At 61.9% G+C, this 24,148-nt stretch carries 21 protein-coding genes and 1 tRNA gene; 17 read left to right on the plus strand and 5 right to left on the minus strand.

The features are described from left to right. Positions 1–30 precede the first annotated feature (30 nt). Both NBH21_RS11610 and NBH21_RS11615 read left to right on the plus strand, forming a co-directional pair. Entirely contained in the window at positions 31–1,437 is a 1,407-nt protein-coding gene (locus tag NBH21_RS11610) for a Y-family DNA polymerase (RefSeq protein WP_250913544.1), read from the plus strand. Further along, positions 1,434–4,772 (plus strand): error-prone DNA polymerase, encoded by a 3,339-nt coding sequence (locus NBH21_RS11615; protein WP_250913543.1) that lies wholly within the window; start codon positions 1,434–1,436, stop codon positions 4,770–4,772. The genes NBH21_RS11610 and NBH21_RS11615 overlap by 4 nt, the downstream gene beginning before the upstream one ends. A 404-nt stretch (positions 4,773–5,176) precedes the next feature. Here NBH21_RS11615 and NBH21_RS11620 read toward each other — a convergent pair. Continuing rightward, positions 5,177–5,266: transfer RNA gene (locus NBH21_RS11620), tRNA-Ser, on the minus strand. A 301-nt stretch (positions 5,267–5,567) separates the two neighbouring features. Here NBH21_RS11620 and rplU point away from each other — a divergent pair. From rplU to NBH21_RS11640, 4 genes are all read left to right on the plus strand, one after another. Then, the gene (gene rplU, locus NBH21_RS11625; RefSeq protein ID WP_112830514.1) at positions 5,568–5,882 is read left to right on the plus strand and encodes a 50S ribosomal protein L21; all 315 of its coding nucleotides are present in this window, start codon (positions 5,568–5,570) and stop codon (positions 5,880–5,882) included. Between the two features lie 40 nt (positions 5,883–5,922). Next, positions 5,923–6,195, plus strand: a complete 273-nt coding sequence (rpmA, locus tag NBH21_RS11630; protein WP_163902171.1) for a 50S ribosomal protein L27 — start codon at positions 5,923–5,925, stop codon at positions 6,193–6,195. 135 nt (positions 6,196–6,330) lie between these two features. After that, positions 6,331–6,966 (plus strand): GNAT family N-acetyltransferase, encoded by a 636-nt coding sequence (locus tag NBH21_RS11635; RefSeq protein WP_250913542.1) that lies wholly within the window; start codon positions 6,331–6,333, stop codon positions 6,964–6,966. Then, a complete protein-coding gene (locus tag NBH21_RS11640) occupies positions 6,963–7,553 on the plus strand; it encodes a GNAT family N-acetyltransferase (protein ID WP_250913541.1) in 591 nt (196 codons plus the stop codon). The genes NBH21_RS11635 and NBH21_RS11640 overlap by 4 nt, the downstream gene beginning before the upstream one ends. 58 nt (positions 7,554–7,611) lie before the next feature. Here NBH21_RS11640 and NBH21_RS11645 read toward each other — a convergent pair whose 3' ends face one another. Continuing rightward, entirely contained in the window at positions 7,612–8,469 is an 858-nt protein-coding gene (locus tag NBH21_RS11645) for an endonuclease/exonuclease/phosphatase family protein (RefSeq protein WP_250913540.1), read from the minus strand. An 85-nt stretch (positions 8,470–8,554) separates the two neighbouring features. Between NBH21_RS11645 and obgE the strand changes: the two genes are divergently transcribed. The 10 genes from obgE to NBH21_RS11695 all read left to right on the plus strand — a co-directional run bounded on the left by obgE (position 8,555) and on the right by NBH21_RS11695 (position 18,534). Then, positions 8,555–9,622: a GTPase ObgE gene (gene obgE, locus NBH21_RS11650; RefSeq protein WP_250913539.1), complete on the plus strand. Its 1,068-nt coding sequence runs from the start codon at positions 8,555–8,557 to the stop codon at positions 9,620–9,622. A gap of 1 nt (position 9,623) precedes the next feature. Continuing rightward, the gene (gene proB, locus NBH21_RS11655; protein WP_250913538.1) at positions 9,624–10,805 is read left to right on the plus strand and encodes a glutamate 5-kinase; all 1,182 of its coding nucleotides are present in this window, start codon (positions 9,624–9,626) and stop codon (positions 10,803–10,805) included. Continuing rightward, entirely contained in the window at positions 10,798–12,084 is a 1,287-nt protein-coding gene (locus tag NBH21_RS11660) for a glutamate-5-semialdehyde dehydrogenase (protein ID WP_250913537.1), read from the plus strand. Before proB ends, NBH21_RS11660 begins: the two co-directional genes overlap by 8 nt. After that, positions 12,059–12,709, plus strand: coding sequence for a nicotinate-nucleotide adenylyltransferase (locus NBH21_RS11665; RefSeq protein ID WP_250913536.1), 651 nt, complete (start codon positions 12,059–12,061; stop codon positions 12,707–12,709). The genes NBH21_RS11660 and NBH21_RS11665 overlap by 26 nt, the downstream gene beginning before the upstream one ends. 114 nt (positions 12,710–12,823) lie before the next feature. After that, complete coding sequence (rsfS, locus tag NBH21_RS11670) at positions 12,824–13,258, plus strand: ribosome silencing factor (RefSeq protein ID WP_250913535.1); 435 nt, start codon at positions 12,824–12,826, stop codon at positions 13,256–13,258. A gap of 115 nt (positions 13,259–13,373) precedes the next feature. Further along, a complete protein-coding gene (gene rlmH / locus NBH21_RS11675; RefSeq protein WP_250913534.1) occupies positions 13,374–13,856 on the plus strand; it encodes a 23S rRNA (pseudouridine(1915)-N(3))-methyltransferase RlmH in 483 nt (160 codons plus the stop codon). A 100-nt stretch (positions 13,857–13,956) separates the two neighbouring features. Then, positions 13,957–15,432: a murein hydrolase activator EnvC family protein gene (locus NBH21_RS11680; RefSeq protein ID WP_250913533.1), complete on the plus strand. Its 1,476-nt coding sequence runs from the start codon at positions 13,957–13,959 to the stop codon at positions 15,430–15,432. After that, positions 15,422–16,744 (plus strand): S41 family peptidase, encoded by a 1,323-nt coding sequence (locus NBH21_RS11685; RefSeq protein ID WP_250913532.1) that lies wholly within the window; start codon positions 15,422–15,424, stop codon positions 16,742–16,744. The genes NBH21_RS11680 and NBH21_RS11685 overlap by 11 nt, the downstream gene beginning before the upstream one ends. Before the next feature lie 63 nt (positions 16,745–16,807). Next, positions 16,808–17,986, plus strand: coding sequence for a divergent polysaccharide deacetylase family protein (locus tag NBH21_RS11690; protein ID WP_250913531.1), 1,179 nt, complete (start codon positions 16,808–16,810; stop codon positions 17,984–17,986). Between the two features lie 20 nt (positions 17,987–18,006). Next, on the plus strand, positions 18,007–18,534 hold the full coding sequence (locus tag NBH21_RS11695; RefSeq protein ID WP_250913530.1) for an RNA pyrophosphohydrolase: 528 nt from the start codon (positions 18,007–18,009) through the stop codon (positions 18,532–18,534). 90 nt (positions 18,535–18,624) lie between these two features. Here the strand turns inward: NBH21_RS11695 and bfr are convergent, their stop codons facing one another. Continuing rightward, entirely contained in the window at positions 18,625–19,110 is a 486-nt protein-coding gene (gene bfr, locus NBH21_RS11700; protein ID WP_099059639.1) for a bacterioferritin, read from the minus strand. A 127-nt stretch (positions 19,111–19,237) separates the two neighbouring features. On the opposite strand from bfr, the gene NBH21_RS26235 reads away from it, so the two are divergent. Beyond that, the gene (locus tag NBH21_RS26235; RefSeq protein ID WP_425340405.1) at positions 19,238–19,681 is read left to right on the plus strand and encodes a hypothetical protein; all 444 of its coding nucleotides are present in this window, start codon (positions 19,238–19,240) and stop codon (positions 19,679–19,681) included. 105 nt (positions 19,682–19,786) lie between these two features. Here NBH21_RS26235 and NBH21_RS11710 read toward each other — a convergent pair whose 3' ends face one another. Continuing rightward, positions 19,787–22,159 (minus strand): DUF3772 domain-containing protein, encoded by a 2,373-nt coding sequence (locus NBH21_RS11710; protein ID WP_250913528.1) that lies wholly within the window; start codon positions 22,157–22,159, stop codon positions 19,787–19,789. A 142-nt stretch (positions 22,160–22,301) separates the two neighbouring features. Continuing rightward, a complete protein-coding gene (locus NBH21_RS11715) occupies positions 22,302–24,041 on the minus strand; it encodes a glucan ABC transporter ATP-binding protein/ permease (RefSeq protein WP_250913527.1) in 1,740 nt (579 codons plus the stop codon). Between the last annotated feature and the right edge of the window lie 107 nt (positions 24,042–24,148).

Consider the following 24,148-nt stretch of genomic DNA (forward strand, 5'->3'; position numbering starts at 1 on the left):
GTTGTCTGCGCCGGCCGGGTGCAGAACAGCATGCGGCTGACGGCGCTCGACGAGGCGGCCGAGGCGATCGGTCTGAGGACCGGGCAGGGCCTTGCGGAAGCACGGGCAATCTGCCCCACGCTCGATGTCGCCGAGGCCGATCAGCATTCGGACCGGCAGTTTCTCGAGGCGATCGCCGACTGGTGCGACCGCTACACGCCGCTGGTGGCGATCGACGGGGTCGATGGGCTACTTCTCGACATTACCGGTTGCGCGCACCTCTTTGGTGGAGAGCAGGGCCTGATCGGTGATATTCTGGGGCGTCTCCTCCAGCTTGGCCTTGAGGTGCGGGGGGCGATTTCCTCGACCCCCGGCCTCTCCTGGGCGGCGGCGCGGTTTTCGGACAGGCAGGTGATTGCCGATGAAGCGATGGTCGGGATCCTTTCTGCCTTTCCGATGCGGGCGCTGCGCATCGATACGGATATGTCGCTGGCGCTTGCCCGGGTGGGCCTCAAGCAGGTGGGCGATTTGCTCGCCGCGCCGCGCGGACCACTGACGCGGCGCTTCGGGCCGGAGCTTCTGCTCAGGCTCGACCAGGCGCTCGGGCGGGAGGGAGAGCCGATCGTGCCGCGTCGGCCGGTTGCCCTTCTTTCGGTCGAGCGGCGTCTTGCCGAACCGGTTCGCGACGAGGAAGCGATCCCCGATCTCGTCGGGCGACTGGCGACAGGCTTGAGATCCGGGCTGGAGGCGCGCGGCGAAGGCGGGCGGCTGTTCGAACTCCTGCTCTTCAGGGTGGACGGGCGCGTTTTCCGCATCGAAATCGGCGCGGCAAGCCCCTTGCGCGATGCCGCGAGGATCAAGGCCCTGTTCAACGAGCGCATGACCGTGCTGCATGACGACCTAGATGCCGGTTTCGGTTTCGAGATCCTCAGGCTCAACGTGCTGCAGTCGGAACCTCTCGACCAGAAACAGGTGGCGTTTGGTGCTCGCTCCTCCGATGCGGACCAGTCTCTCGATTTCATCGACCGGGTGGCCGCGCGTTTCGGGCGGGATTTTCTCAGGCAGCCCGTGCTCCATGCCAGCCATTGGCCGGAGCGGGCTTCCGGTCTTGCGCCGCTTGTCGACGCCACGCCGGCAGCGGTGAAGGTTGCGCCGCCGGTGCGCAATGAGCGGCCGATGCGGCTCCTTGCTCATCCCGAGCCGGTTCAGGTTATGGCGGCGGTGCCGGATGGTCCGCCGGCGAGCTTTCGCTGGCGCCGCGCCTTGCACCGGGTCGTGCGGGCCGAAGGGCCGGAGCGGTTGAGCGCGGAGTGGTGGATCGATGGCGAGGATGCGTCCCCACGGGATTATTTCCGCATCGAGGACAGTGCCGGCCATCGTTTCTGGCTTTACCGTCAGGGACTGTACGAACGCGGTGCCACCGATCCCGACTGGTTCATGCAGGGGCTCTTCGCATGAGCACGCCTGTTTTCTTCGAGATAGGGGCAAGGAGCAACTTCTCATTTCTCGAGGGAGCCGCTCACCCTGAGGAAATGGTGGCGGCAGCGGCCGAACTCGGCATTGCGGGGCTCGGACTTGCCGATCGCAACACGGTGGCGGGCGTGGTGCGCATGCATGCCGCGGCGAGAGTCACAGGCTACGCCATCAGGCCCGGCGCCCGGCTGGTCTTTGCCGATGGCACGCCGGAGCTTCTGGCCTATCCGATGAACCGGCGCGGCTGGGGGCATCTCTGCCGGATGCTGAGCGCGGGAAACCTGCGGTCGGAGAAGGGCGTGTGCACGCTGTATGAAGCCGATCTTCTCGAATGGTCCGAAGATCTCATGTTTGCGGCCATGGCGCCGGCATTTGCCGATCCTGAGCAGGCAGAAGCGTTTTCCGGACAACTTGCGGACCTTGCAGAACATCTGAGAGACCGGCTCTATCTTGTGCTCGTACCCCGCTATGACGGTCTCGACCGGCTGACGTTCGCGCAACTGTTCGAGATTGGCGAAAGGCTTTCGATCCCGCTGATCGCCAGCAACGAACCCGGCTATCATGTGCCTGAACGCAAGCCGCTCGCCGATGTGGTCGTCGCCATTCGCGAGCATGTGACGCTGGCCGAGGCGGGTTTCCATCTCGCCGCCAATGCCGAGCGACATCTGAAGCCGCCGGCGGAAATGGTGCGTCTTTTCCATCTCTATCCTGAGGCGATCACGGCCACGGCCGACTTTTTCGGCCGGCTGCAGTTTTCCCTCGACGAACTCAGCCATCAATATCCCGACGAAACGGTCGATGGCGAGCCGGTGGACAAGGCCCTGCGCCGGCTGACCTACGAGGGGGCCGCCCGGCGCTTCCCGGATGGCGTTCCGCCCAAGGTCGCAGGCCTCCTCGAATACGAACTGAACCTGATCGCGGACAAGCGTTACGAACCCTACTTCCTGACGGTCCATCGCATCATCACCTATGCCCGCAGCCAGGATATTCTCTGCCAGGGACGCGGCTCGGCCGCCAATTCCGCCGTGTGCTACTGCCTCAGCATCACCGAGGTGGATCCGTCGGAGACGACGCTGCTTTTCGACCGCTTCATCTCGACCGAGCGCGAGGAGCCGCCGGATATCGATGTCGACTTCGAGCATGCCCGGCGCGAGGAGGTGATCCAGTTCATCTACAAGGCATATGGAAAGGAGCATGCGGCGCTGACGGCGGCGGTCATCAGCTACCGGGCGCGTTCGGCGGGGCGCGAGACGGCCAAGGTCTTCGGCCTTTCGGAAGATGTGCAGTCGGCGCTTGCGGGGTCGATATGGGGCTGGTCAACGTCCGAGCTTTCGGAGCGCGAGGCGCGGGCAGCGGGGCTCGAACTCACCAATCCGACGACGCTGAGCGTGCTCCGTTATGCTTCGGCTCTGCTGGGTTTCCCCCGGCATCTTTCCCAGCATGTCGGCGGCTTCGTCATTACCCGGGACAGGCTCGATGAAGTGGTGCCGATCATGAACACCGCCGATGGCCGCTACATGGTGGAGTGGAACAAGGACGACCTCGATACGCTGAAGATCCTCAAGGTCGATGTTCTCGCCCTTGGCATGCTCACCTGCCTCGCCAAGGCGATGAAGCTGCTCGCCCATCATTACGGACGCGAGGAGACGCTTGCCACTCTCTTCCATGATCATCAGAACGACGTCTACGACATGATCTGCCGGGCCGATACCCTGGGCGTCTTCCAGATCGAGAGCCGAGCGCAGATGAGCATGCTGCCGCGGCTAAGGCCCCGAAAGTTTTACGATCTGGTGATCGAGGTGGCGATCGTCCGGCCGGGGCCAATCCAGGGCAAGATGGTCCACCCCTATCTGAAAAACCGTGAAAATGAGCGGTTAGGCCGGGAGGTCACATATCCGAAACCCGAGCTGAAGACCGTTCTGGAACGGACGCTGGGGGTGCCGCTCTTTCAGGAACAGGCCATGCAGATCGCGATCACTGCCGCCGGTTTCACCCCGGCCGAAGCAGATCGGTTGCGGCGCGCCATGGCGACGTTCCGCCGAACGGGGCAGGTCGCCGATTTCAGGCAGCGTTTCGTCGATGGCATGATCGCCAAGGGTTATGAACGGGACTTTGCTGGCCAATGCTTCAGCCAGATCGAGGGCTTCGGCGAATATGGCTTTCCCGAAAGCCACGCGGCCTCCTTTGCGCTGCTGGTCTATGCCTCGGCGTGGATGAAGGCCTTCTATCCGGATGTTTTCTGTGCGGCGATGCTCAATTCCCAGCCGATGGGGTTCTATGCGCCGGCCCAGCTCATACGCGATGCGCGCGAGCACGGGGTGGATGTCCGGCCGGTCGATGTGAATTTCTCAGGCTGGGATGCCGGACTGGAGGAGAATGGCTTCGCCGCAACGCGTGTCGCGCCGCGGCACGCGTCGATGCATGGGGTCATTCGCAGCACGAGGGCGGTGCGGCTGGGGTTCCGTCTGGCCAAGGGGCTTTCCGAGGCGGATATGGAACGGCTCGTCCAGCGGCGAGGAGGTGGTTATGTTTCTGTCAGGGATCTCTGGCTGAAGACCGGCCTGTCGCGGTCGACGATCGAATTGCTTGCCGATGCCGATGCCTTCGCCTCCATGGGGCTAGGCCGGCGGGATGCGCTCTGGGCGGCGCGCGCGCTGGACAAGGAGACGGTGGTCGAAAACCTGCCTCTCTTCGAAAAGGCCGCCGATTGCGAACTGCAGGCGGAGGAGCGGATGTCGTTGCGGCCGATGCCGGCGAGTGAGGCGGTCATTCAGGACTACCGGGTGCTTGCCCTTTCGCTGAAGGCCCATCCGCTTTCCTTCCTGCGTGCCGATCTTGCAGCGAGCGGTATCGTCCGGTCTGCCAAACTGGAAGATATTGCTCCCGGCCACTTCGTGAAGGTCGCCGGCCTCGTTCTGGTGCGCCAGAGACCCGGCTCGGCCAAGGGTGTCATCTTTATGACCATCGAGGACGAAACCGGTGTTGCCAATATCATCGTCTGGAAGAAGACCTTCGAGCGTTACCGCCCGGTCGTGATGGGCTCACGGCTGGTGACGGTCCATGGCCGGCTGCAGAAGGCAAGTGGCGTCATCCACATCGTGGCCGAAAGGATCGTGGATTCGACGGAAAAGCTCGGCTTGCTGAAGGAAGATGCCAACCGCCCCGGCGCTCCCGACAATGCCCGTCTGATGCCCCGACCGCAGAACCGGTCGTCCCGACAGCCGGCGCAAACAGGTGCGGATGCCGATCTGCCGGGGCTTTTACCGGCCGCGCGCAACGATGTTTCCGGTGTCATGCCGAAGGGGCGCAATTTTCACTAGGCCGTAAACTCATAAAATCGTTTTGCGTTTTTGCTGCGCCGTCATTCAAGGCTTCCGAATAAGGAAGCCACGATGACGCGTCGCCGCTACGAAGCTGATAGGGCTGTCTTTGCCCTCAGCGTCCGGCTCGGCCAGCCGGTCGTGCTATTGGGTGCTAGCCGTCATGGAACCTATGGAAGAAATGACATTGTTCGCTTTCTCCGGGGTGTCCATCCTTCACAGATGCCCTGGCGCCGAATTGATCTTCACTAACGGATGCGGCGGGTTCTCCCGCCGCCTTCTCAATCGAAGCTCAATAGCGAGGAAGCGCCTCAAGTGTGGCCCTGGCCAGTTTCGGCATAGGCAACTGAAATCAAGAGAATTCAGCAGATCTCGGGAAAGCCTTAGACCCCAAGGGTCGATAATGGCGGAGAGGGTGGGATTCGAACCCACGATACGGTTGCCCGTATGCCGCATTTCGAGTGCGGTGCTTTCGACCACTCAGCCACCTCTCCGCTTGAGCATGATGACGCGTTGGTCAGCGCGGGGTGTCTCTTAGCGGGAGTTTCGAAGGCTGGCAAGCGCGAATATCGCGTTACCATAAGCTTTTATCTTGACAGTTTTTTGCGTCTCACGTATGCGACCGGGGAATTAGACATGGGCGTACTGTGTCTCGTTTTTCCCTGCTTCGATGCGGGGCTCCACCGGCGAATGTTTCGGGTTCGATAGAACCGCTGGCGTCCGCTACACCGACTGACAAAAAGACAGCCGCCCGGCAAGCCGGACAGAGCTGGAACGAACATGAAAGGATAAAAAATGTTCGCAGTCATCAAGACCGGCGGTAAGCAGTACCGCGTCAACACCAACGACGTGCTCTCCATCGAAAAGCTGGAAGCCGAAGCTGGTGCAACCGTAGAATTCACCGAAGTCCTCGTTGTCGGCGAAGGCGCCGATGCGAAGATCGGCGCGCCTTTCGTCGCCGGTGCTTCCGTCAAGGCTGAAGTCGTCGAGCAGACCCGTGGCAAGAAGGTGATCGCATTCAAGAAGCGTCGTCGCCAGAATTCCAAGCGTTCGCGCGGCCATCGCCAGCACCACACCGTGGTGCGCATCACCGACATCGTAGCCGCTTAATCGCGCTCAAACGAGAACTAGGTTTTAAAGGAGAACTCCAATGGCACACAAAAAAGCTGGCGGTTCCTCGCGTAACGGTCGCGATTCCGAGTCCAAGCGCCTTGGCGTGAAGAAGTTCGGCGGCGAAGTCGTCGTTGCAGGCAACATCATTCTGCGTCAGCGCGGCACCCAGTGGCATCCGGGCGCGAACGTCGGCCTTGGCAAGGATCATACGATCTTTGCACTTACCGCCGGCAATGTTGCGTACCGTACGAAGGCCAACGGCCGAGTATACGTGTCCGTAATGCCGAAAACGGCAGAAGCAGCGGAATAAGCCGGTAACGCTCTAAACAGCCGGCGTCTCATCGACCCGGCTGTCCGTATCAGGTTCAGTCAAGAAAACAGGGGAGATGGGGCGCCACCCAACTCCCCTTTTTCTTTTGTCTTTCAACCAGAAGGAGACTGAACCATGCAGAGTGAATTGTTAAGGGTCGACCAATCCCGGTCACCCCAGGACCGGTTCAGGCCGGATCGGCAACGGAGCGATTGCCCCGTCTTGTTATCGCAACGGCTCGTCATGCGGGCTCCTCACGAAGAAGACATCGACGCCCTTGCCCATCTCGCCAACAACGCCGCAATCGCGACCATGGTGTCGCGCATGCCGCACCCGTATACGATGAAAGACGCCGCCGACTTCGTGCGACGCACGAATATCGGCGAGATTGGCAAGTGCGTCTATGCCATCACAAAAGCCGTCAATGGTGAGTTTCTCGGTTGCTGCGGACTGGAGCCGCATTCCAACGACGATGAAACGCTCGAAATCGGATACTGGCTCGGCGAGCCCTACTGGAACAAGGGTTATGCCACCGAAGCGGCGCATGCGCTGATCGATATGGCCTTCCGTACCCGCGACATCGAGCGGATCGATGCCCGCTGCAGGGTCACCAACATTGCCTCGCGGCGGGTTATCCAGAAGTGTGGCTTCCAGTTCCAGGGCTCGGGCATGGTCGGCAATCTCGCAACCGGCGGCATGATGCCGGTGGAATGGTATCGGCTCGACCGCAAGACCTGGATGTCGCTCAAGAGCTGGGGGGAGATGAGATGAACGCTCTCTCCCAGCGTCCCGATGCCCAGCGTGCGGCGACGCGCCCGCCCGGCCCCTGCCCGACCATCGAGACGAGGCGGCTGGTGCTGAGGCCTCACCGCATGAGCGATGCCGATGCGATCGCCCAGTCGTTTTCGGACTATCAGGTCGTGCGGATGCTGGCGCGGGTGCCGGTTCCCTATGACCGGGAGGACGCGATCGACTGGTTGAGCCGGGCGACCTCGGACATCACACCCGACTGGTCGTTCGCCATTACCCTTGGCGGTGACGACGTGCATATCGGCGCCGTCGGAATCGAACTTCGGCATGGCCAGTGGCATCTCGGCTATTGGCTGGATCGCTATTACTGGGGCAAGGGCATCATGTCCGAGGCGGCGGGAGCGGCGGTCGAGCGCTTTTTCCGGCGCATGCCCGACGAGGTGCTGCATTCCGGCGCTTTCGCCGACAATGCCGCTTCGCTGCGCATCCAGGAAAAGCTCGGCTTTGCGGTCACCCGCAGCGGCGATCTCTACTCGCGTTCCCGCAATGCGGTTGCGCCGCATATCGAGACGCAGGTCACGCAGGCGGATTTCCGGCCGGGTGCATGAGAATAGGATACCGGGCGGGCACAAGCTGCCCGGTATCGCCAGTATTCAGGGCCGGGCATCAGTCGAGCTCGACCCAGACCGGGAAATGATCGGAGCCTGGGGCGGAAATATCGACATTCGCACTCTTCAGGCGAGGGGCGAGATCACCACTGAGGAAACAATAGTCGAGATGCTTGCGCACGGTGCGATCGGGACTCATCCAGCTGTAGCCTTCCGGGCTGTGGGCGCGGCGATGCGCCAGAGCATCGAGCGGCAGGTCGGCGCGTGGAACGCGACCGTAGAAGGCGTCGTCGAGGCCGACCATCTCGATATATTCCGGCGACTCCGGCTCCATGTTGAAGTCGCCCATGATGAGATAGCCGGAGGGAAGTGGCAGATCCGGGAGTCCGAATTGACCGGCTCCCGTCAGCGCTCCGCCTTCGCGGCCAAAATTTGCGACACGCTCCTTGATGAAGCGGATCTGGGCGATCCGTTCGCCGGGCGAGACATGGTCGAGATGCAGGGAATAGACGCGCAGCGGGCCGCCCGGCGCGTCGATGACCGCTTCGACGGCGCCGCGCTGCAGGTTCAGCTTGTCATAGGTGCGGCTGCGCGGCAGGAGCAGGTTGCGGGTTGCGAGGATCGGATAGCGCGACAGCACCATGTTGCCGAACTGGAAACGCCGTTCGCTGCGGCGTCCTTCGATGATCTGATGGTCTATCAGGACATCGCATGCGGCCGCGAAGGCACAGAAGTAGTCGGGGAAGAGCTTGCCGAAGGTTTCGGCGAGATCGGCATGACCGTTTCGATGAAAACCGCGAGTGACTTCCTGCAATGCGATGACATCCGCCTCCCGGATGCTGTCGGCGATCCGCACGGGATCGAATTTGTCATCCAGACCCATGCCGAACTGGATGTTGTAGCTGACGAACTTCACGATACTCTTTGACCTCCGCTTCAACCGGCTATATCGATGGCCGCATAAATTCCGTACATCCCGACACGTTATCAATGGCTGAAGCATGAAATTTCTCGACGAGGCAAAGGTTTATATCCGCTCAGGCGACGGTGGCGCCGGCAGCGTCTCGTTCCGTCGCGAAAAATTCGTCGAGTTCGGCGGGCCGGACGGCGGCGATGGCGGACGCGGCGGTGACGTGTGGGTCGAGGCGGTCAATGGTCTCAACACGCTGATCGACTTCCGCTTCCAGCAGCATTTCAAGGCCAAGGTCGGTATGCATGGCATGGGCCGCAACCGCACCGGCGCGAATGGCGACGACGTGACGCTGAAAGTGCCGGTCGGGACGCAGATCTTCGAGGAAGACAACGAGACGCTGATTGTCGATATGACGGTGGAAGGCCAGCGCTTCAGGCTTGGCAAGGGCGGTAATGGCGGCTTCGGCAATGCGCATTTCAAGTCGGCCACCAACCAGGCGCCGAACTGGGCCAATCCTGGTCTCGAGGGCGAGGAAAAGACCATCTGGCTCAGGCTGAAGCTGATTGCGGATGCCGGTCTCGTCGGTCTGCCGAATGCGGGCAAGTCGACCTTCCTTGCAGCGGTGACCCGCGCCCGGCCGAAGATCGCCAACTATCCCTTCACGACGCTGCATCCGAACCTCGGCGTGGCGACCATCGACGAACGGGAGTTCATTCTCGCGGACATTCCCGGCCTGATCGAAGGCGCCCATGAAGGTGTGGGCATCGGCGACCGGTTCCTTGGCCATGTCGAGCGTACGCGCGTTCTGCTGCACCTCGTTTCCGCGCAGGAAGAGAATGTCGGCAAGGCCTACAAGACCGTGAAACATGAGCTGGAAGCCTATGGCGGCGGGCTCGAGGACAAGCCGGAGATCGTTGCGCTGTCGCAGATCGACGTGCTTGACGAGGCGGGCCTGAAGAAGAAGGCGCAGGAGCTGAAGAAGGCGTCCGGCAAGGTGCCGCTGCTTCTCTCCGCCATTACCGGCAAGGGCATGACCGAGGCGCTGCGTGCGCTCCGAGACGTCATCGTCGCCGAAAACGGCGATGTGGATCTTCGGGAAAAGAAGGACAAGAACCGCAAGCGCGATCTGGATACGGATACGGAAAGCGACGAATAGCATGGCCGCCGCACGCAAATCGCTGACGCGCTACAAGCGCATCGTCATCAAGATCGGCTCGGCGCTGCTGGTTGATCGCGGCAGCGGCCTGAAGAAGAGCTGGCTTGATGCCATTTGCGACGATATCGCGGAACTCAAGGCGCGCGGCATCGATGTTCTTGTCGTTTCCTCGGGTGCGATTGCGCTCGGAAGAACGGTGCTCGACCTTCCATCCGGAGCGCTGAAGCTGGAGGAAAGCCAGGCGGCGGCGGCTGTCGGGCAGATTGCACTGGCGCGTCACTGGTCGGAAAGCCTTTCACGTTCCTCCATCGTTGCAGGCCAGATTCTTCTGACGCTCGGCGATACTGAGGAACGCCGGCGTTATCTCAACGCGCGCGCAACGCTGAAGCAGCTTCTAAAGATCGGCGCGGTGCCGATCATCAACGAGAACGACACGGTCGCCACCACCGAAATCCGCTATGGCGACAACGACCGGCTTGCCGCCCGCGTCGCCACCATGGCCGGGGCCGACCTGCTGGTGTTGTTGTCGGATATCGACGGTCTTTACACGGCACCGCCTCATCTCGATCCGCAGGCGAAGTTCCTCGACGCGATTGCCGAGATCACGCCGGAGATCGAGGCGATGGCCGGCGGGGCGGCGTCCGAGTTCTCGCGCGGCGGCATGCGGACCAAGATCGATGCCGGCAAGATTGCGACCGGAGCGGGCTGCGCGATGATCATCGCTTCGGGCAAGGCCGATCACCCGTTGAAAAGCATCATCGATGGTGCGCGTCATTCATGGTTTGCGCCGTCTGCGGCGCCCGTCACCGCACGCAAGACCTGGATTGCCGGCCAGCTGCAGCCGGCGGGCGAACTGCATATCGATGCCGGCGCGCAGGGTGCGCTCAAGGCGGGCAAGAGCCTGCTTCCGGCCGGTGTGCGCATGGTTGCCGGCCAGTTCAGCCGCGGCGACACTGTTTCGGTGATCGGGACCGAGGGCCGCGAGATTGCCCGGGGGCTTGCCGGCTACGATGCCGACGATGCCCGCAAGATTGCCGGCCGCAAGTCCGGCGAGATCGAGGAAATCCTCGGCTATGCCGGCCGTTCGGCCATGATCCACCGGGACGATCTGGTGATGACCGATCCGGCGCATAAGCACGACTACCATGCGAGTGCTGAAAACAAGGACGAAGCCCATGCTTGACAAGGCAAAAGCCAACCACACGGACATCGACGCCCTCATGCTCGATATCGGCCGCAGCGCCCGTGCTGCTGCCCGACCGTTGGCAATTGCCCCAACCGAGCAGAAGAATGCGGCGCTCGTTGCCATGGCCGATGCGATCCTGGCCGGTGAGGAGGCGATCCTTGCTGCCAATGCCATGGATGTCGCGAACGGCAAGGCATCGGGCCTGACGGGCTCCTTCATGGATCGCCTGACGCTCGATTCCGGCCGTGTCGCGGCCATCGCAAAGGGTATTCGGGAGGTTGCGGAGCTGAAGGATCCCGTCGGCGAAGTGATCGCCGCCTGGGAGCGTCCGAACGGTCTCAAGATCGAACGCGTGCGCACGCCGCTTGGTGTGATCGGCGTGATCTATGAGAGCCGCCCGAACGTGACGGCGGATGCCGGTGCGCTGTGCCTGAAGGCCGGCAACGCCGTCATCCTGCGTGGCGGATCGGATTCGGTCCATTCCTCGCGAGCAATCCACGCCTGCCTCGTGAAGGGTCTGGAAAAGGCAGGCCTGCCGGCCGACACCATCCAGCTCGTTCCTGTTACGGATCGCGCCGCGGTCGGGGCCATGCTGACCGGCCTTGGTGGAGCAATCGACGTGATCGTGCCGCGTGGAGGCAAGAGCCTCGTCGCCCGCGTCCAGTCGGAGGCGCGCGTGCCGGTCTTCGCCCATCTGGAAGGCCTTTGCCATATCTACGTGGACGCTTCGGCTGATATCGAGATGGCCAGGAAGATCGTAGTCAATTCCAAGATGCGTCGTACTGGCATCTGCGGTTCGGCCGAAACCCTGCTGGTCGACAGCGCGGCGATCGGCACGCATCTGATGCCGCTTCTCGACGCGCTGACGGAAGCGGGCTGCGAAATCCGTGCTTCGGCCACGGTGCTCAAGGTTCATCCCGGTTTCAAGGCTGCGACGGAAGAAGACTGGCGCACCGAATATCTCGACGCCATCATTTCCGTTGCGATCGTCGATGGTGTGTCGGGTGCGATCGACCACATCAACCGCTATTCGTCCAACCATACGGAAGCGGTCCTTGCGGAAAATCCTGAGGTCGTGGAGCGCTTCTTCAACGAGATTGATTCCGCGATCCTGCTGCATAACGCTTCCACCCAGTTCGCCGATGGCGGCGAATTCGGCATGGGGGCTGAAATCGGCATTGCCACCGGCAAGATGCATGCGCGTGGTCCGGTCGGCGTCGAACAGCTCACATCCTTCAAGTACCGTGTGCGTGGCACCGGACAGGTGCGGCCCTGACGTGACGGCGAAAGACCCGATTGCCTACCGGTACCGATACATGCCGCATACCGAGCGAGGCATGGTGATCGGCCTGTTCGGCGGGTCTTTCAATCCGCCGCATGAAGGGCATACGCTGGTGGCCGAGATCGCAATCCGGCGTCTCGGTCTCGACCAGCTCTGGTGGATCGTGACGCCGGGCAATCCTTTGAAGAGCCATAACAATCTTGCGCCGCTCTCCGAAAGGCTGGCGAAATGCGAGGAGATCGCCGCCGATCCCCGCATCAAGGTGACGGCATTCGAACAAACGCTCGGCACCAGCTATACGGCGCGGACGCTCGATTATGTGAAGGCGCGCAACCCGCATGCTCGCTTTATCTGGATCATGGGTGCGGACAATCTCAAGTCGTTCCACAAGTGGCAGCATTGGCGTCGGATCGCGGAGACCTTCCCCATAGCGGTCATCGACAGGCCGGGTTCGACGCTTTCCTATCTTTCCTCGAAAATGGCGCGCACCTTCGATTATGCCCGCATCGACGAGGATGATGCCGGCGTGCTCTGGAAGAAGAAGGCTCCGGCCTGGACCTTCATCCACGGGCCGCGTTCACCCCTCAGTTCGACCGCGCTCCGGGAGGCTGCCGAATGATGCCCTCCGCGCTGTCCACATAGCCAATTCGGGCTCTCTTGAAAGATTAATGGAACGGTGCCACCTTCTATGAGCGATTTCCCAACGAGGGAATCGCCGACGTGCTGTTCTGTTATGCCAAGGAAAGGAAAAACTCTGACAACAGTACACACCAAGGGAAAGATGCCTGTCGTCCTTCCCAAAAGCCCGGAACGTGGCGCCGATGCCGCAGCCCGCGAGCTTGAGCTGGTCCTCGCAAGCCTCGAGGACTCCAAGGCAGAAGATATCGTCACCATCAACATTGCCGGAAAGTCCGCGCTGGGCGACTATATGGTCGTTGTCTCCGGGCGTTCGAACCGGCATGTGACCGCTATCAGCGAGCACCTGATGTCCGACCTCAAGGACGAGGGCTTCCGCTCCGCCCGTGTCGAGGGACTGGAAACGGGTGACTGGGTGCTGATAGACACCGGTGACGTGATCGTGCATGTGTTCCGTCCTGAAATCCGCGAGTTCTACAACATCGAAAAGATGTGGGCGGCTCCGGATATCGATGAAGGGCGGCTGCACTAAGCCATCGACTGTCGGCCGGCTGCCGCTAACCCGGCAGTGAAGGAAGCCGAGCGATGCAGCGATCCAGACTATCGCTGCCGATCAGGTTTTGCGGCCGAAATGGATGGAGTGCGACATGCGAATTGGCATCTATGCCGTGGGCCGGCTGAAATCCGGGCCGGAGAAGGAACTTGCGTCCCGTTATCTGGACCGATTTGCAAAGGCAGGACCGCCAAGCGGCCTCGAGCTTTCCCGCATGGTCGAGCTCCCCGAAAGCCGCGCGGGAAACGCTCAGACGCGCAAGCGTGAAGAAGCCGCCGAGCTGCTGAAAAGCATGCCGGACGGCGTGATGCTTCTTGTGCTCGACGAGCGCGGCAAGGCGCTCGATAGCGAGGAGTTCGCCGCGCTGCTCGGCGAACATCGCGACCGGGGCCAGCGTGATCTCGCAATCGTGATCGGCGGCGCCGATGGCGTCGATCCGGATCTTCGGGAGCGCGCAAAGGTCGTTCTCAACCTCGGAAGACTGACCTGGCCGCACCAACTCGTGCGGATCCTGATCGCAGAACAACTCTACCGGGCCGTCACCATTCTTTCCGGTCATCCCTATCACCGGGTCTGATCCCGCCTGTTGCCGCATGGCGCTTTGCGCCCGAAGGCAAATCAGCGTAATTTCCGCGGCAAACCGGGAAAGTCCCTTGCGACAAGACGAACGACCATCCATGCGAAAAGCCGCTATGGCCTCCGGACGCCGCCTCCTGCGCGCCGGCGCGGGCGGAGCGCTGGTGCTCGCTGCGGTCATGGCCGGACATGTGCTGCCGTCCGCAAGGGCGCAGGAACCGGCCGAACCAGCAGATCCGGCTGCTTCTGCCGCAGCGTCCCCCGCAACACCCGGCGTCGCACCCTCGGCAAATCCTGCTCCTGAATCCGGAGCGGATGATGCTGCGCAGGCGTTGCGCCTTAAACGGGACCAGATCGGCCGCGAACTGCAGGAGCTTTCCCGCAGTATGCAGCTTTCACAGGAGAAGTCCGAAAACCTGCAGCAGAGCATTTCCGCCATTGCCAAGACATCCGAGAGCCTGAAATCGGCGCTGATCGAATCCGCCTCACGGCGCAAGGATCTCGAGCGGAAGATGGCCGAAGGCGAGCGAAAGCTTGCCGATTTCGGGATTCGGGAAGACAGGATCCGTCACTCGTTCAAGGAAAGGCGCGCGGTTCTCGCGGAGGTTCTGGCGGCGCTGCAGCGCATGGGTCGCAATCCGCCGCCGGCCCTTCTGGTCAGTCCGGACGATGCGCTTGCCTCGGTGCGTACGGCGATCCTGCTCGGAGCGGTGGTTCCCGGTGTTCGCAAGGAGACGGACCGGCTTGCCGCGGATCTTCAGGAGCTCATGAGGCTGCGTGATGAAGGCCAGAAGGAGATGACGAACCTCGTTGCGACTATGCAGAGCCGGCAGGAGGAAGAGCGGCGGATGGATCTGCTGCTCGTCGAAAACGACCGGCTTTCGAAGCAGAATGCCGAGGAACTCGATGCGGAGCGGCGGCGCGCGGAGCAGCTCGCCGAGCGCGCCTCCACCATGGAAGGCCTGATCGCCTCGCTCGAAAGCGAGACATCGTCGGTGCGCGAGGCGGCGGAAGCGGCGCGTGCGGAAGAAGATAAACGGCGGCAGCAGACCGAGGAACAAAAGCAGAAAGCGCGGGAGCTGGCGCTCTCGACATTGCCTGATAAAAACCGCATTGCGCCCGCATATCCGTTCTCTGAACTGAAGCAGAAACTGGAACTGCCCGTGGCTGGCGATGTCCTGCGCCAGTTCGGCGATCCGGATGGTACGGGGCACCCGGCCAGGGGCATGGTGATCGCGGCATCTGCCGGTGCGCTTGTTACGGCGCCTGCGGATGCCTGGGTGGTTTTCGCGGGGGAATTTCGCAGTTACGGACAGATGGTGATCCTCAATACCGGCGACGGTTATCATGTCGTTCTCTCCGGCATGGACAGGATCAGCACCAGCCAGGGCAAGTTCGTGCTTTCAGGCGAACCGCTGGCGGTGATGGGAGAAAAAAGAGTGGCGAGCGCGACGGGTTTGGCGCTGGAAACCGATCGTCCGACCCTTTACATTGAGTTTCGCAAAGATGGAAAACCGGTTGATTCCCGTCCGTGGTGGACCGGGAACGATTCTGGAAAGGCTGATAATGGTACGTAGGGTCTCTCTTGTTCTCGTCGGTGCACTGATGGGTGCGACTGCGATGAGCGTTCTTTATTCGGCCGGAATTCCTGCTCAGGCAGCGGGAGCCTCGACCTACAAGGAACTGTCGATCTTCGGCGACGTCTTCGAGCGCGTGCGTGCCCAGTACGTCACGCCGCCAGATGAGGAAAAGCTGGTTGAAAACGCCATCAACGGCATGCTGAGCTCGCTCGATCCGCATTCGGTCTACATGAATGCCAAGGACGCTGCCGACATGCAGACCCAGACCAAGGGTGAGTTCGGCGGCATCGGCATCGAAGTGACGATGGAAGACGAGATGGTCAAGGTCATCACGCCGATCGACGACACGCCCGGCGCCAAGGCCGGCATTCTCGCTGGCGACTTCATCTCCGATATCAACGGCGAGTCCGTTCGCGGCCTGAAGCTGGAAGAGGCCGTCGACAAGATGCGCGGCCCGGTCAACACGCCGATCAAGCTCACCATCCTGCGCAAGGGCGCCGACAAGCCGATCGAGCTTAGCGTCGTGCGCGAAATCATTCCGATCCGCGCGGTCAAGTCGCGCGTCGAAGGCGACGTCGGTTATCTCCGAGTGATCTCGTTCACCGAGAAGACCTATGACGACCTCGAAGCCGCGATCGCCAAGATCAAGAAGGAAGTCCCGGCCGACAAGCTGAAGGGCTTTGTCCTCGACCTCCGTCTCAACCCGGGCGGTCTGCTCGACCAGGCAATCTATGTGTCGGACGCCTTCCTCGAGCGCGGCGAAGTGGTTTCCACGCGTTCGCGCGATCCGGAAGATACCCGCCGTTTCAACGCCAGCGCCGGCGACCTGACCGATGGCAAGCCGCTGATCGTGCTGGTCAATGGCGGTTCGGCCTCGGCTTCGGAAATCGTGGCCGGTGCGCTGCAGGATCTGAAGCGCGCGACCGTGCTCGGCACGCGTTCGTTCGGCAAGGGCTCCGTGCAGACCATCATTCCGATGGGTGAAAAGGGTGCTCTGCGCCTGACGACGGCGCTTTATTACACGCCGTCGGGCAAGTCGATCCAGGGCACCGGCATCGAGCCGGACGTCAAGGTCGAACAGCCGCTGCCGCCGGAACTTCAGGGCAAGGTTCGCTCCGAAGGCGAATCCGCTCTTCCGGGCCATATCAAGGGGCAGAACGAAAACGAGGAAGGCTCCGGCTCTTCGGCTTATGTTCCGCCGGAAGCCAAGGACGACCTCCAGCTCAACTACGCGCTCGATCTGCTGCGCGGCGTGAAGACGGATCCTTCCTTCCCGCCGGATCCGCAGAAGGCCGTCGTTTCGAAGTAAACGCTGAGGGCGCCGGAGCGATCCGGCGCCCGAACGCATCTGCGACCCGGGAGCGGAATAACCTTGAGCGCCGATCTCCACGCACCGCTCGGTCAGAGCCGAAAAGACCGTGGCGCACGCCGCCGTGTCCCTTTAAGCTCGCTTGCAGGCGGGCTTGCCGTTGTGGGCCTCCTCGGTCTTTCCTCCTATTCGACATTTACGCCCCTGCCGCTGACTGTGCTGCATCAGACGGATCAGCCGGGGACGACCGATCCCGCGCCAGCGGAAGCGGCTGCGTCGAAGCCGGATGCGGCTGGTGGAATGGAGGCCAGCCGGCCGCGTTCCGGCGCCAATGTTGAGCGCACCGTTACCGAAGACGGTTCGGTGGTGACGAAGTATTCGCCCAAGGCTCGGGATGGCAAAGGTCCCGCACTGATCAGTGCGCAGGACGTTGGCCAGGATCCGCGGATGGCCTCCCTTCCCGACGAGAACCTGCTTGAGGATACGCCCGAAGGCCGTATTCCGGTGGTTGGGCCGGATGGGTTGCGGCCCATCGATCTTTATGCCCGGCCGTGGTCCGGCGCGCGCGGCACCCGTATCGCCATCGTCGTCGGGGGCATCGGCCTCAGCCAGACGGGCAGCCAGAAGGCTATCAGGGAATTGCCCCCTGAAATCACGCTGGCCTTCGCTTCAACGGGCAACAGCCTGACGCGATGGATGCAGGAGGCGCGTCGCAAGGGTCACGAGGTCCTGCTGCAGGTGCCGTTCGAGCCAATTGATTATCCGTCTAATGATCCTGGGCGCGGTACGCTGCTGACAGGCAGGCCCGCCGATGAAAATCTGAAGAACCTGCATGAAGCCATGGCGCGGATGACCAATTATACCGGCATCATGAACTATATGGGCGGCCGGTTCCTCGCTGACGGCGAGGCGCTGGAGCCGGTGATGCGCGATATCGGCAAGCGCGGTCTGCTGTTCCTGGACGATGGGTCCACGGCACGTTCGTTGAGCGGTGATTTCGCCAAGGCGATCGGCATGCCGCAGGCCTATGGCAATCTGCTGCTCGATGGTCAACTCGACCGGCGGGCCATTCTCGACAAGCTGGACGAGCTGGAACGCATCGCGCGACGCGGCGGCGGAGCCATCGGCACCGCCTCGGCCTTCGACGAAACGATCCTCGCAATCCGCGAATGGGCAAAGGAAGCCTCGGGCCGAGGTATCGAAATCGTCGGCGTATCCGCATTTGCGACCGATGGGGAATAATCAGAGGATGAGACGAGAACATGAGCGAGCCCAAGATCAGAGCTGAAGACCTGCCCTACCGCCCCTGCGTCGGCGTCATGGTGCTGAACCGCGCCGGCCTTGTCTGGGCAGGCCGGCGGATACCGGAAGGCAATTCGGAATATGACGGTTCGCCGATGCTCTGGCAGATGCCGCAGGGCGGTATCGACAAGGGAGAGGAGCCGCTCGCTGCCGCGATCCGGGAGCTTTACGAGGAAACCGGCATGAAGAGCGTGTCGTTCCTTGCCGAGGCCGGACGCTGGATCAACTACGACCTTCCCCCCGCGCTGATCGGCATCGGTCTCAGGGGCAAGTATCGGGGACAGACGCAGCGCTGGTTTGCCTTCCGCTTCGAAGGCAACGAGGACGAGATCGCCATTTCGCCGCCGCCGGGCGGACACGTCGCCGAATTCGATGCCTGGGCTTGGAAGCCGATGGCCGAGCTTCCGGAGCTGATCGTTCCGTTCAAGCGTCAAGTCTATGACGAGGTCGTGGCGGAATTCTCGCATCTTGCCGGCGTTCCCGCCTGATCGCGATAGCGGGATCAACCAACAAAAAAGGCCGGCGGTCGTTGAGACCGCCGGCCTTTTCCATATGGAATTGCGGTTCGAGACTCGCCCTTATTCCGCTTCGTCGGCGGAAGCCGCGTTGAGCTGGCCGTATTTCTGTTCGCCGATCTTGGAGAGCAGTTCGAGCTGGGTTTCCAGGAAGTCGATATGGCCTTCTTCATCGGCGAGAAGGGTCTCGAACAGCTTCATCGAGACGTAGTCGCCAGCCTCGTAACAGATGTCGCGGGACTTCTTGTAGGAGGTGCGGGCGTCGTATTCGCCGGCGAGATCGGCTTCGAGAACTTCCTTGACGTTCTGGCCGATGCGCAGCGGCGCGAGCGTCTGCAGGTTCGGATGGCCTTCGAGGAAGATGATGCGGGCAACAAGCTTGTCGGCGTGCTGCATTTCCTCGATCGATTCAGCCCGCTCCTTCTTTGCGAGCTTCAGGTAGCCCCAGTCCTCCAGCAGGCGATAATGCAGCCAGTACTGGTTTACAGCGCCGAGCTCGAGGAACAGTGCCTCGTTCAATCTTTCGATGACTTTCTTATCGCCCTTCATGGTGGTGATATCCTCTACCTGTGTTGCAATGACCGGCACGAAGCTCTTAGAGCGGCCTCGTCCTCAATTTTAGAATTATTCTAATCCGAGATTAGGCGCACACTGCCATATTCATCCTAGAACAGCAATGCGTTTTTGGAAACGACTGTCGTCGTGGATGCGTTCCGCATTCGGCGTTGAAATAAAACGGGATTTTATCAAAGGCGTCGCGAAAGTGATGCACGCCCCATATTGGTCAGGCAACCTTGCCGAGATTGCGGCGGCGCTCGAGATTGGCGAGCCTCTGCTCCTCATGGAAGCGGCGAAGGCGCTCCATGAAGTCGCACACTTTCACACCATCCGTGTTGTGAGTGGCGTGATATTCTTCGGTCGTCTTGATGATGATGTCGACCACGTTCGGGAAGCAGCCACAGCAACGGCCGCGCTTGCCCATGGCGTGATACACCTTCGCGGGCACAATGAGCTGCCAACAGTCCTCATCAAGGAGTTCGTTGATAACGTCCCTGATTTCTTTGTCGGTGATGAAATTACAGCTACAAACCAGCATGGTTTCGTGGACCGGGAAACATGACTTTCAGCCCCTTCTTTCTGCAAAACCAGATGCGCATTGTCAAGAAAAGAATCCGCTCAAGAAGGTATCGCTGCGCATACCGGCCATGCCTGATGGTGCAGGCGTTCAGACCGGCGGGGCTGGCGTATCGCGAGGCTCCGGCGCTGGCGGCAGATTGCCGAGAAAGGCCTTCGCGATCTCGTCGACATTGCGCACGAGGACATCGCGGTGGGGATGGGGAATGTCTATGCCGGCCCGCGCGAAGGCCGCATGGATATTGTGAAGCAGATCCGATTTTACGGACAGTCCGGCCGACACGTCATCGATGAAACAGCGGAGCTCGAAATCCATCGAGCTTTCCCCAAGTCCGACAAGCGGCACCGCGGGTGCGGGCTGTCTTTCGACCCTGGGGTGCTGCTCGGCCGCCTGGCGCAGAATGGATGCGACAAGCTCCAGGCCGCTGCCATGGGAAACGCTGACGGGTATGATGATGCGGCCGATGGTGGAACTCAGCGTCATGTTCTTCACCGCGCCGGTGATGAGGTCAGCGTTCGGGACGATCACGTCGTGTCGGTCGAAGGTCTCGATCCGGGTGGAGCGGACGGAAATCTTCTGCACGATGCCGGAATGGCCGGATACCTCGATCCAGTCTCCTTCCCTGATCGGACGTTCGGCGAGCAGGATGATGCCGGAAACGAAGTTGGAGACCACCGCCTGCAGGCCGAAACCGATGCCGACCGAGAGCGCACCGGCAACAATTGCCAGATTGGAAAGGTCCAGCCCTGCGACCGAGACGGCGACAAGCGCCGAGAGGATCAGGCCGACATAGCCGGAACCCGTGACGACCGCGTTACGGCCGCCACTGTCGAGCCGCGTGCGCGGCAATACGGTCCTGCCGAGGAAACGCTGGAGCCATCGCGTGACGAATATGCCGAATGCGAAGACGGCCAGAAGCATGACGGCGGTGGTGACGGAGATGCGGCGGCCACCGATCTCCACACCCTCATTCAGCAGGGTCCAGGCATCGGTCAGATCGGCGGTTCGCGCACCCCAGAGCAAGGCGAGGACCGGCAGGAGAAGGAACGTCACGAAGATGCCGACGCCGACCGGCAGGAGCGATTGCGCGGCCGTCTCCCTGTAGCCGTTTCCGCCCAGAAGCCTGAGGAGCAGATAGACGAGGACCTTGTGCACGGTGACCGCGACGCCAGCCAGGCCGAGGGACATGATCATCGGGTCCATCGCCTCGCGGGCGATCTCGACATAGCCGACGGCGACGGATGCAATGGCGGCGCCGGTGACCAGCTGTATCAGCCGACCGATCAGCAGCACGCCGCCATCATGCTCGTCGGAAGGGTTGGTGGGATCGTCGCGGCCGGCCTGGACGAGGATGCGGGCAAGTTGCCAGAGGCAATAGCTGCCGGCAAGCACGACAATCGCAGCCCAGATGGAGCGTGTCGCGGCGGTGAAGGTATAATCGATCTCCACCAGCTGGTTGACCGCCTCGAACACGACGACAATACCGAGCGCCGTACAGTAACGGCTGGCCCGCCGCGCGAGCGCGTCGTCCATCAGCAACAGCCGGCCTTCCGGCATGGAGGGTGCGAAGATCAGATGCCCGAGCCAATAGGGCGCCACGGCGACATAAACGAGTTTCGGAAGTGCGTTGACAGCAGTCCTTGCGGAGGGCGGCACGAAATCCAGGGTCTGCAGGGCGAGCGACAAGAGGGCGGCGGCGATTGCCGTCAGGGCGAGACGCAACGCAAGGGCGCCGACCATGCCGCTATTGCGCCGGGCCAGCCGTGGATCGCGGGCCCGGTTCTCCAGCCGTCGGATCAGGGCGGGCTGGACAAGGCCGAGAATGAAAAGCGCACCCGTTATCATCGACACGGCGGCAGGCGCCCGTTCCCGCAGGAGAAGCTCCTGCCCGGGATTTCGCAGCATCGTGACGATCTCGCCATGGATGCGCGCAATGTATTCGCCGGCGTCGGAAAGAGCCGGAAGCCAGTTCGCCGGAATGAAGGGGGAGGGGCTCAGGGCGAACATCTCGGCTCGCAGCGCCTGGCGGATGAGCCTGTCGACGCCGCCGATCAGCACTTCCGACCGGCTAAAGGCCTGCCGGGCGGCAAGGATGGGTGCTTCCGCTTCGGACAGCGCGTTTGTGAGTTCGGCGCGGCGTGTGGCGCGGGATGCCGGTTCGCTCTCATCCTTTTTCGGTGCCGGGCCGAGAGCTTCCAGCTGTGCCTGGAGGCTTTCGACAGTGATGCTGCCGGCACCCATGAGTTCGAAGGCCTCGGCCCTCTGGGCGGCAAGCTCCTCACGCAGGATTTCCAGTGCTGCAGGCGAGGCGGCGCCGTTGAGGATCGCTTCCTCGGCTCGTTCTGCCGCTTCATTCCAGCGGTCCTCCCGCTCACGCAGCCCCTCCTGGGCGGAGACGATGGAGGGCAACGTGAAAAACAGGCAAAGAAGGACCGTCATCAAACGGGAGAGGCGAGGCGGCATCGATGATCTCGGGCTTTACGGGCACCCGGAACTTCTCATCTTTCCCGCGGGCCGGATATAGTCGAAGCCGCTCCGGCATCGACCTATTCCGGGCCTATTGCGTCTTCTTCGATATCCGCGGTGCTTGCCGAGATACGAAAGCCTACTGACCCTTGGTTTCTGTAAGCAGGCCGCTGGTGCGCAGAAGCGAGGCGAAGCGGCCGCCCTTTGCACTCAGTTCGTCATAGCCGCCCATCTCGATAATCCGTCCCTGGTCGAGGAAGAGCACGAGATCTGCCTCGCGCACCGTGGACAGGCGGTGGGCGATGATGAAGGTCGTGCGGTCCTTGCGCAGTCGGTCGATGGCGTCTTTCACGCGCGCTTCGGTTTCCACGTCGAGCGCGCTCGTGGCTTCGTCGAGAACGAGGATCGGAGCATTTTTCAGAATTGCGCGGGCAATCGCGATACGCTGGCGCTCGCCACCGGAGAGCCGGTTGCCGCGTTCGCCGACCACGGTCGTATAGCCGGTGAGGCGGCTTTCGATGAAGTCGGTTGCCGCTGCCGCTTCCGCCGCCTTCATCACCTCTTCCTCGGTCGCGTCTTCGCGGCCAAGGCGGATGTTTTCCTGGATCGAGCGGTTGAGCAGGCCTGCATCCTGAAAAACGGTGGCGATCGAATGGCGCAGTGACTTGCGGGTGACGGTGGAAATGTCGGTGCCGTCGATCAGGATCTTGCCCTTGTGGGGTACATAGACGCGCTGCAGCAGGTTGATGAGCGTGGTCTTGCCAGCTCCGGTCGGACCGACGATGGCAATGGTCTGGCCCGCCTTCACCGAGAAGGACACGTCATGGACGCCTTGTCCGGTATTGGCGAAATCGAAGGAGACGTCGCGGAACTCGACATTGCCTTTGACGTTCTGCAGTTCGACGGCGCCCGCCGGCTCCTCCCGCTCCTGGACGGCATCCTCGAGCTGGTAGAAATCCTCCAGCTTGGAGCGAGCCTCGAAGATCTGGGTTGCAAACTGGCGCATCTGGTCGAGGCGTCCGATCAGCAGCGTGGCGAAGCCGGTGAAGGCGATGATGTCGCCGACCTTGAGTTCTCCCTGCTGGACGAGCAGCGTACCGATGATCAGAATGATCAGCATGGAAATGGTCGAGGCGATGCGGTTCAGCGCGCTGGCGATGGCCCACCAGTCGAGTACGGGATACTGGGCGGCGAGAAGCTGCTCGGCATAGCGCTTCAGGGCGCGCGTTTCCGCTTCTATGCGGTTGTAGCTGTGCAGGACCGAGACGTTGCTGATCGAGTCGCTGACGTGGGAAAAGACGGTGTGGTAATGGCTCTCGACGGAGGCCTGCCCTTCCTTGGTCCGAGTCATTACCGTCTTGCCGATCAGAACGTAGAAGATGCTGAGGACGATCAGAACGGCGGTGAGGCGAACGTCCATGGAAAAGGCGGTCGGGATCAGCAGCGCGAGCGCCACGGCCGTCGAAAGATGGGTGCGCATGAATTCGAGCCAGAGGCCGAACAGCGTTTCGCTGGCGCGCAGCAGGGTGTGGAGCGCGTTCGAGGTGCCACGTTTCTGGTGCCAGCTCAGGGGCATGGAAATGATGCGGCCGAAGGCCTCGGTCAGGAGGTCAGCGCGGCGGCCGTGGGCAAGACGGTCGGCTTCGCGCGCGACGAGGACGAAGGCAAAGGTGTTGAAGACGCCGAAACAGCCCCAGGCGATGAGGATCATCTTCGGATCCTGCTTTTCGGAGATGGCATCGATGATGCGGCCGAAAAGAATGGGCTCGGCGATGGTGATGACGGCGAGGATGATGTTGGCGAATACGACCAGCGCCACCCGGAACCGATAGGTCGAGAGGTATTTGAGCGCCTTGATATAGACTTGAAACAGGGACAATTGCGTTCTCTCGTCGGTAAACCGCTATCCTCTTACAGCTTCAAGCGCTTTTCAGGCGTCAAGGCAAGAGGAGTGCTGGAAACCGGGGCAAATGGTTGCGCTGCCGG

The organism is Ciceribacter sichuanensis (genome assembly GCF_024055605.1).
Classification (GTDB): Bacteria; Pseudomonadota; Alphaproteobacteria; order Rhizobiales; family Rhizobiaceae; genus Allorhizobium; species Allorhizobium sichuanense.

Excerpts from the sequence above, each read along its gene's own strand:
- NBH21_RS11640 (WP_250913541.1), top strand. The coding sequence starts at position 6,963 with ATGAACGCTCTCTCCCAGCGTCCCGATGCCCAGCGTGCGGCGACGCGC.
- NBH21_RS11695 (WP_250913530.1), top strand. The coding sequence starts at position 18,007 with ATGAGCGAGCCCAAGATCAGAGCTGAAGACCTGCCCTACCGCCCCTGC.
- rpmA (WP_163902171.1), top strand. The coding sequence starts at position 5,923 with ATGGCACACAAAAAAGCTGGCGGTTCCTCGCGTAACGGTCGCGATTCC.
- rsfS (WP_250913535.1), top strand. The coding sequence starts at position 12,824 with ATGCCAAGGAAAGGAAAAACTCTGACAACAGTACACACCAAGGGAAAG.
- NBH21_RS11635 (WP_250913542.1), top strand. The coding sequence starts at position 6,331 with ATGCAGAGTGAATTGTTAAGGGTCGACCAATCCCGGTCACCCCAGGAC.
- NBH21_RS11615 (WP_250913543.1), top strand. The coding sequence starts at position 1,434 with ATGAGCACGCCTGTTTTCTTCGAGATAGGGGCAAGGAGCAACTTCTCA.
- NBH21_RS11680 (WP_250913533.1), top strand. The coding sequence starts at position 13,957 with ATGCGAAAAGCCGCTATGGCCTCCGGACGCCGCCTCCTGCGCGCCGGC.
- NBH21_RS11685 (WP_250913532.1), top strand. The coding sequence starts at position 15,422 with ATGGTACGTAGGGTCTCTCTTGTTCTCGTCGGTGCACTGATGGGTGCG.
- NBH21_RS26235 (WP_425340405.1), top strand. The coding sequence starts at position 19,238 with ATGCGTTTTTGGAAACGACTGTCGTCGTGGATGCGTTCCGCATTCGGC.
- NBH21_RS11610 (WP_250913544.1), top strand. The coding sequence starts at position 31 with ATGCGGCTGACGGCGCTCGACGAGGCGGCCGAGGCGATCGGTCTGAGG.
- NBH21_RS11710 (WP_250913528.1), bottom strand. The coding sequence starts at position 22,159 with ATGCCGCCTCGCCTCTCCCGTTTGATGACGGTCCTTCTTTGCCTGTTT.
- rlmH (WP_250913534.1), top strand. The coding sequence starts at position 13,374 with ATGCGAATTGGCATCTATGCCGTGGGCCGGCTGAAATCCGGGCCGGAG.
- obgE (WP_250913539.1), top strand. The coding sequence starts at position 8,555 with ATGAAATTTCTCGACGAGGCAAAGGTTTATATCCGCTCAGGCGACGGT.
- NBH21_RS11660 (WP_250913537.1), top strand. The coding sequence starts at position 10,798 with ATGCTTGACAAGGCAAAAGCCAACCACACGGACATCGACGCCCTCATG.
- bfr (WP_099059639.1), bottom strand. The coding sequence starts at position 19,110 with ATGAAGGGCGATAAGAAAGTCATCGAAAGATTGAACGAGGCACTGTTC.
- rplU (WP_112830514.1), top strand. The coding sequence starts at position 5,568 with ATGTTCGCAGTCATCAAGACCGGCGGTAAGCAGTACCGCGTCAACACC.
- proB (WP_250913538.1), top strand. The coding sequence starts at position 9,624 with ATGGCCGCCGCACGCAAATCGCTGACGCGCTACAAGCGCATCGTCATC.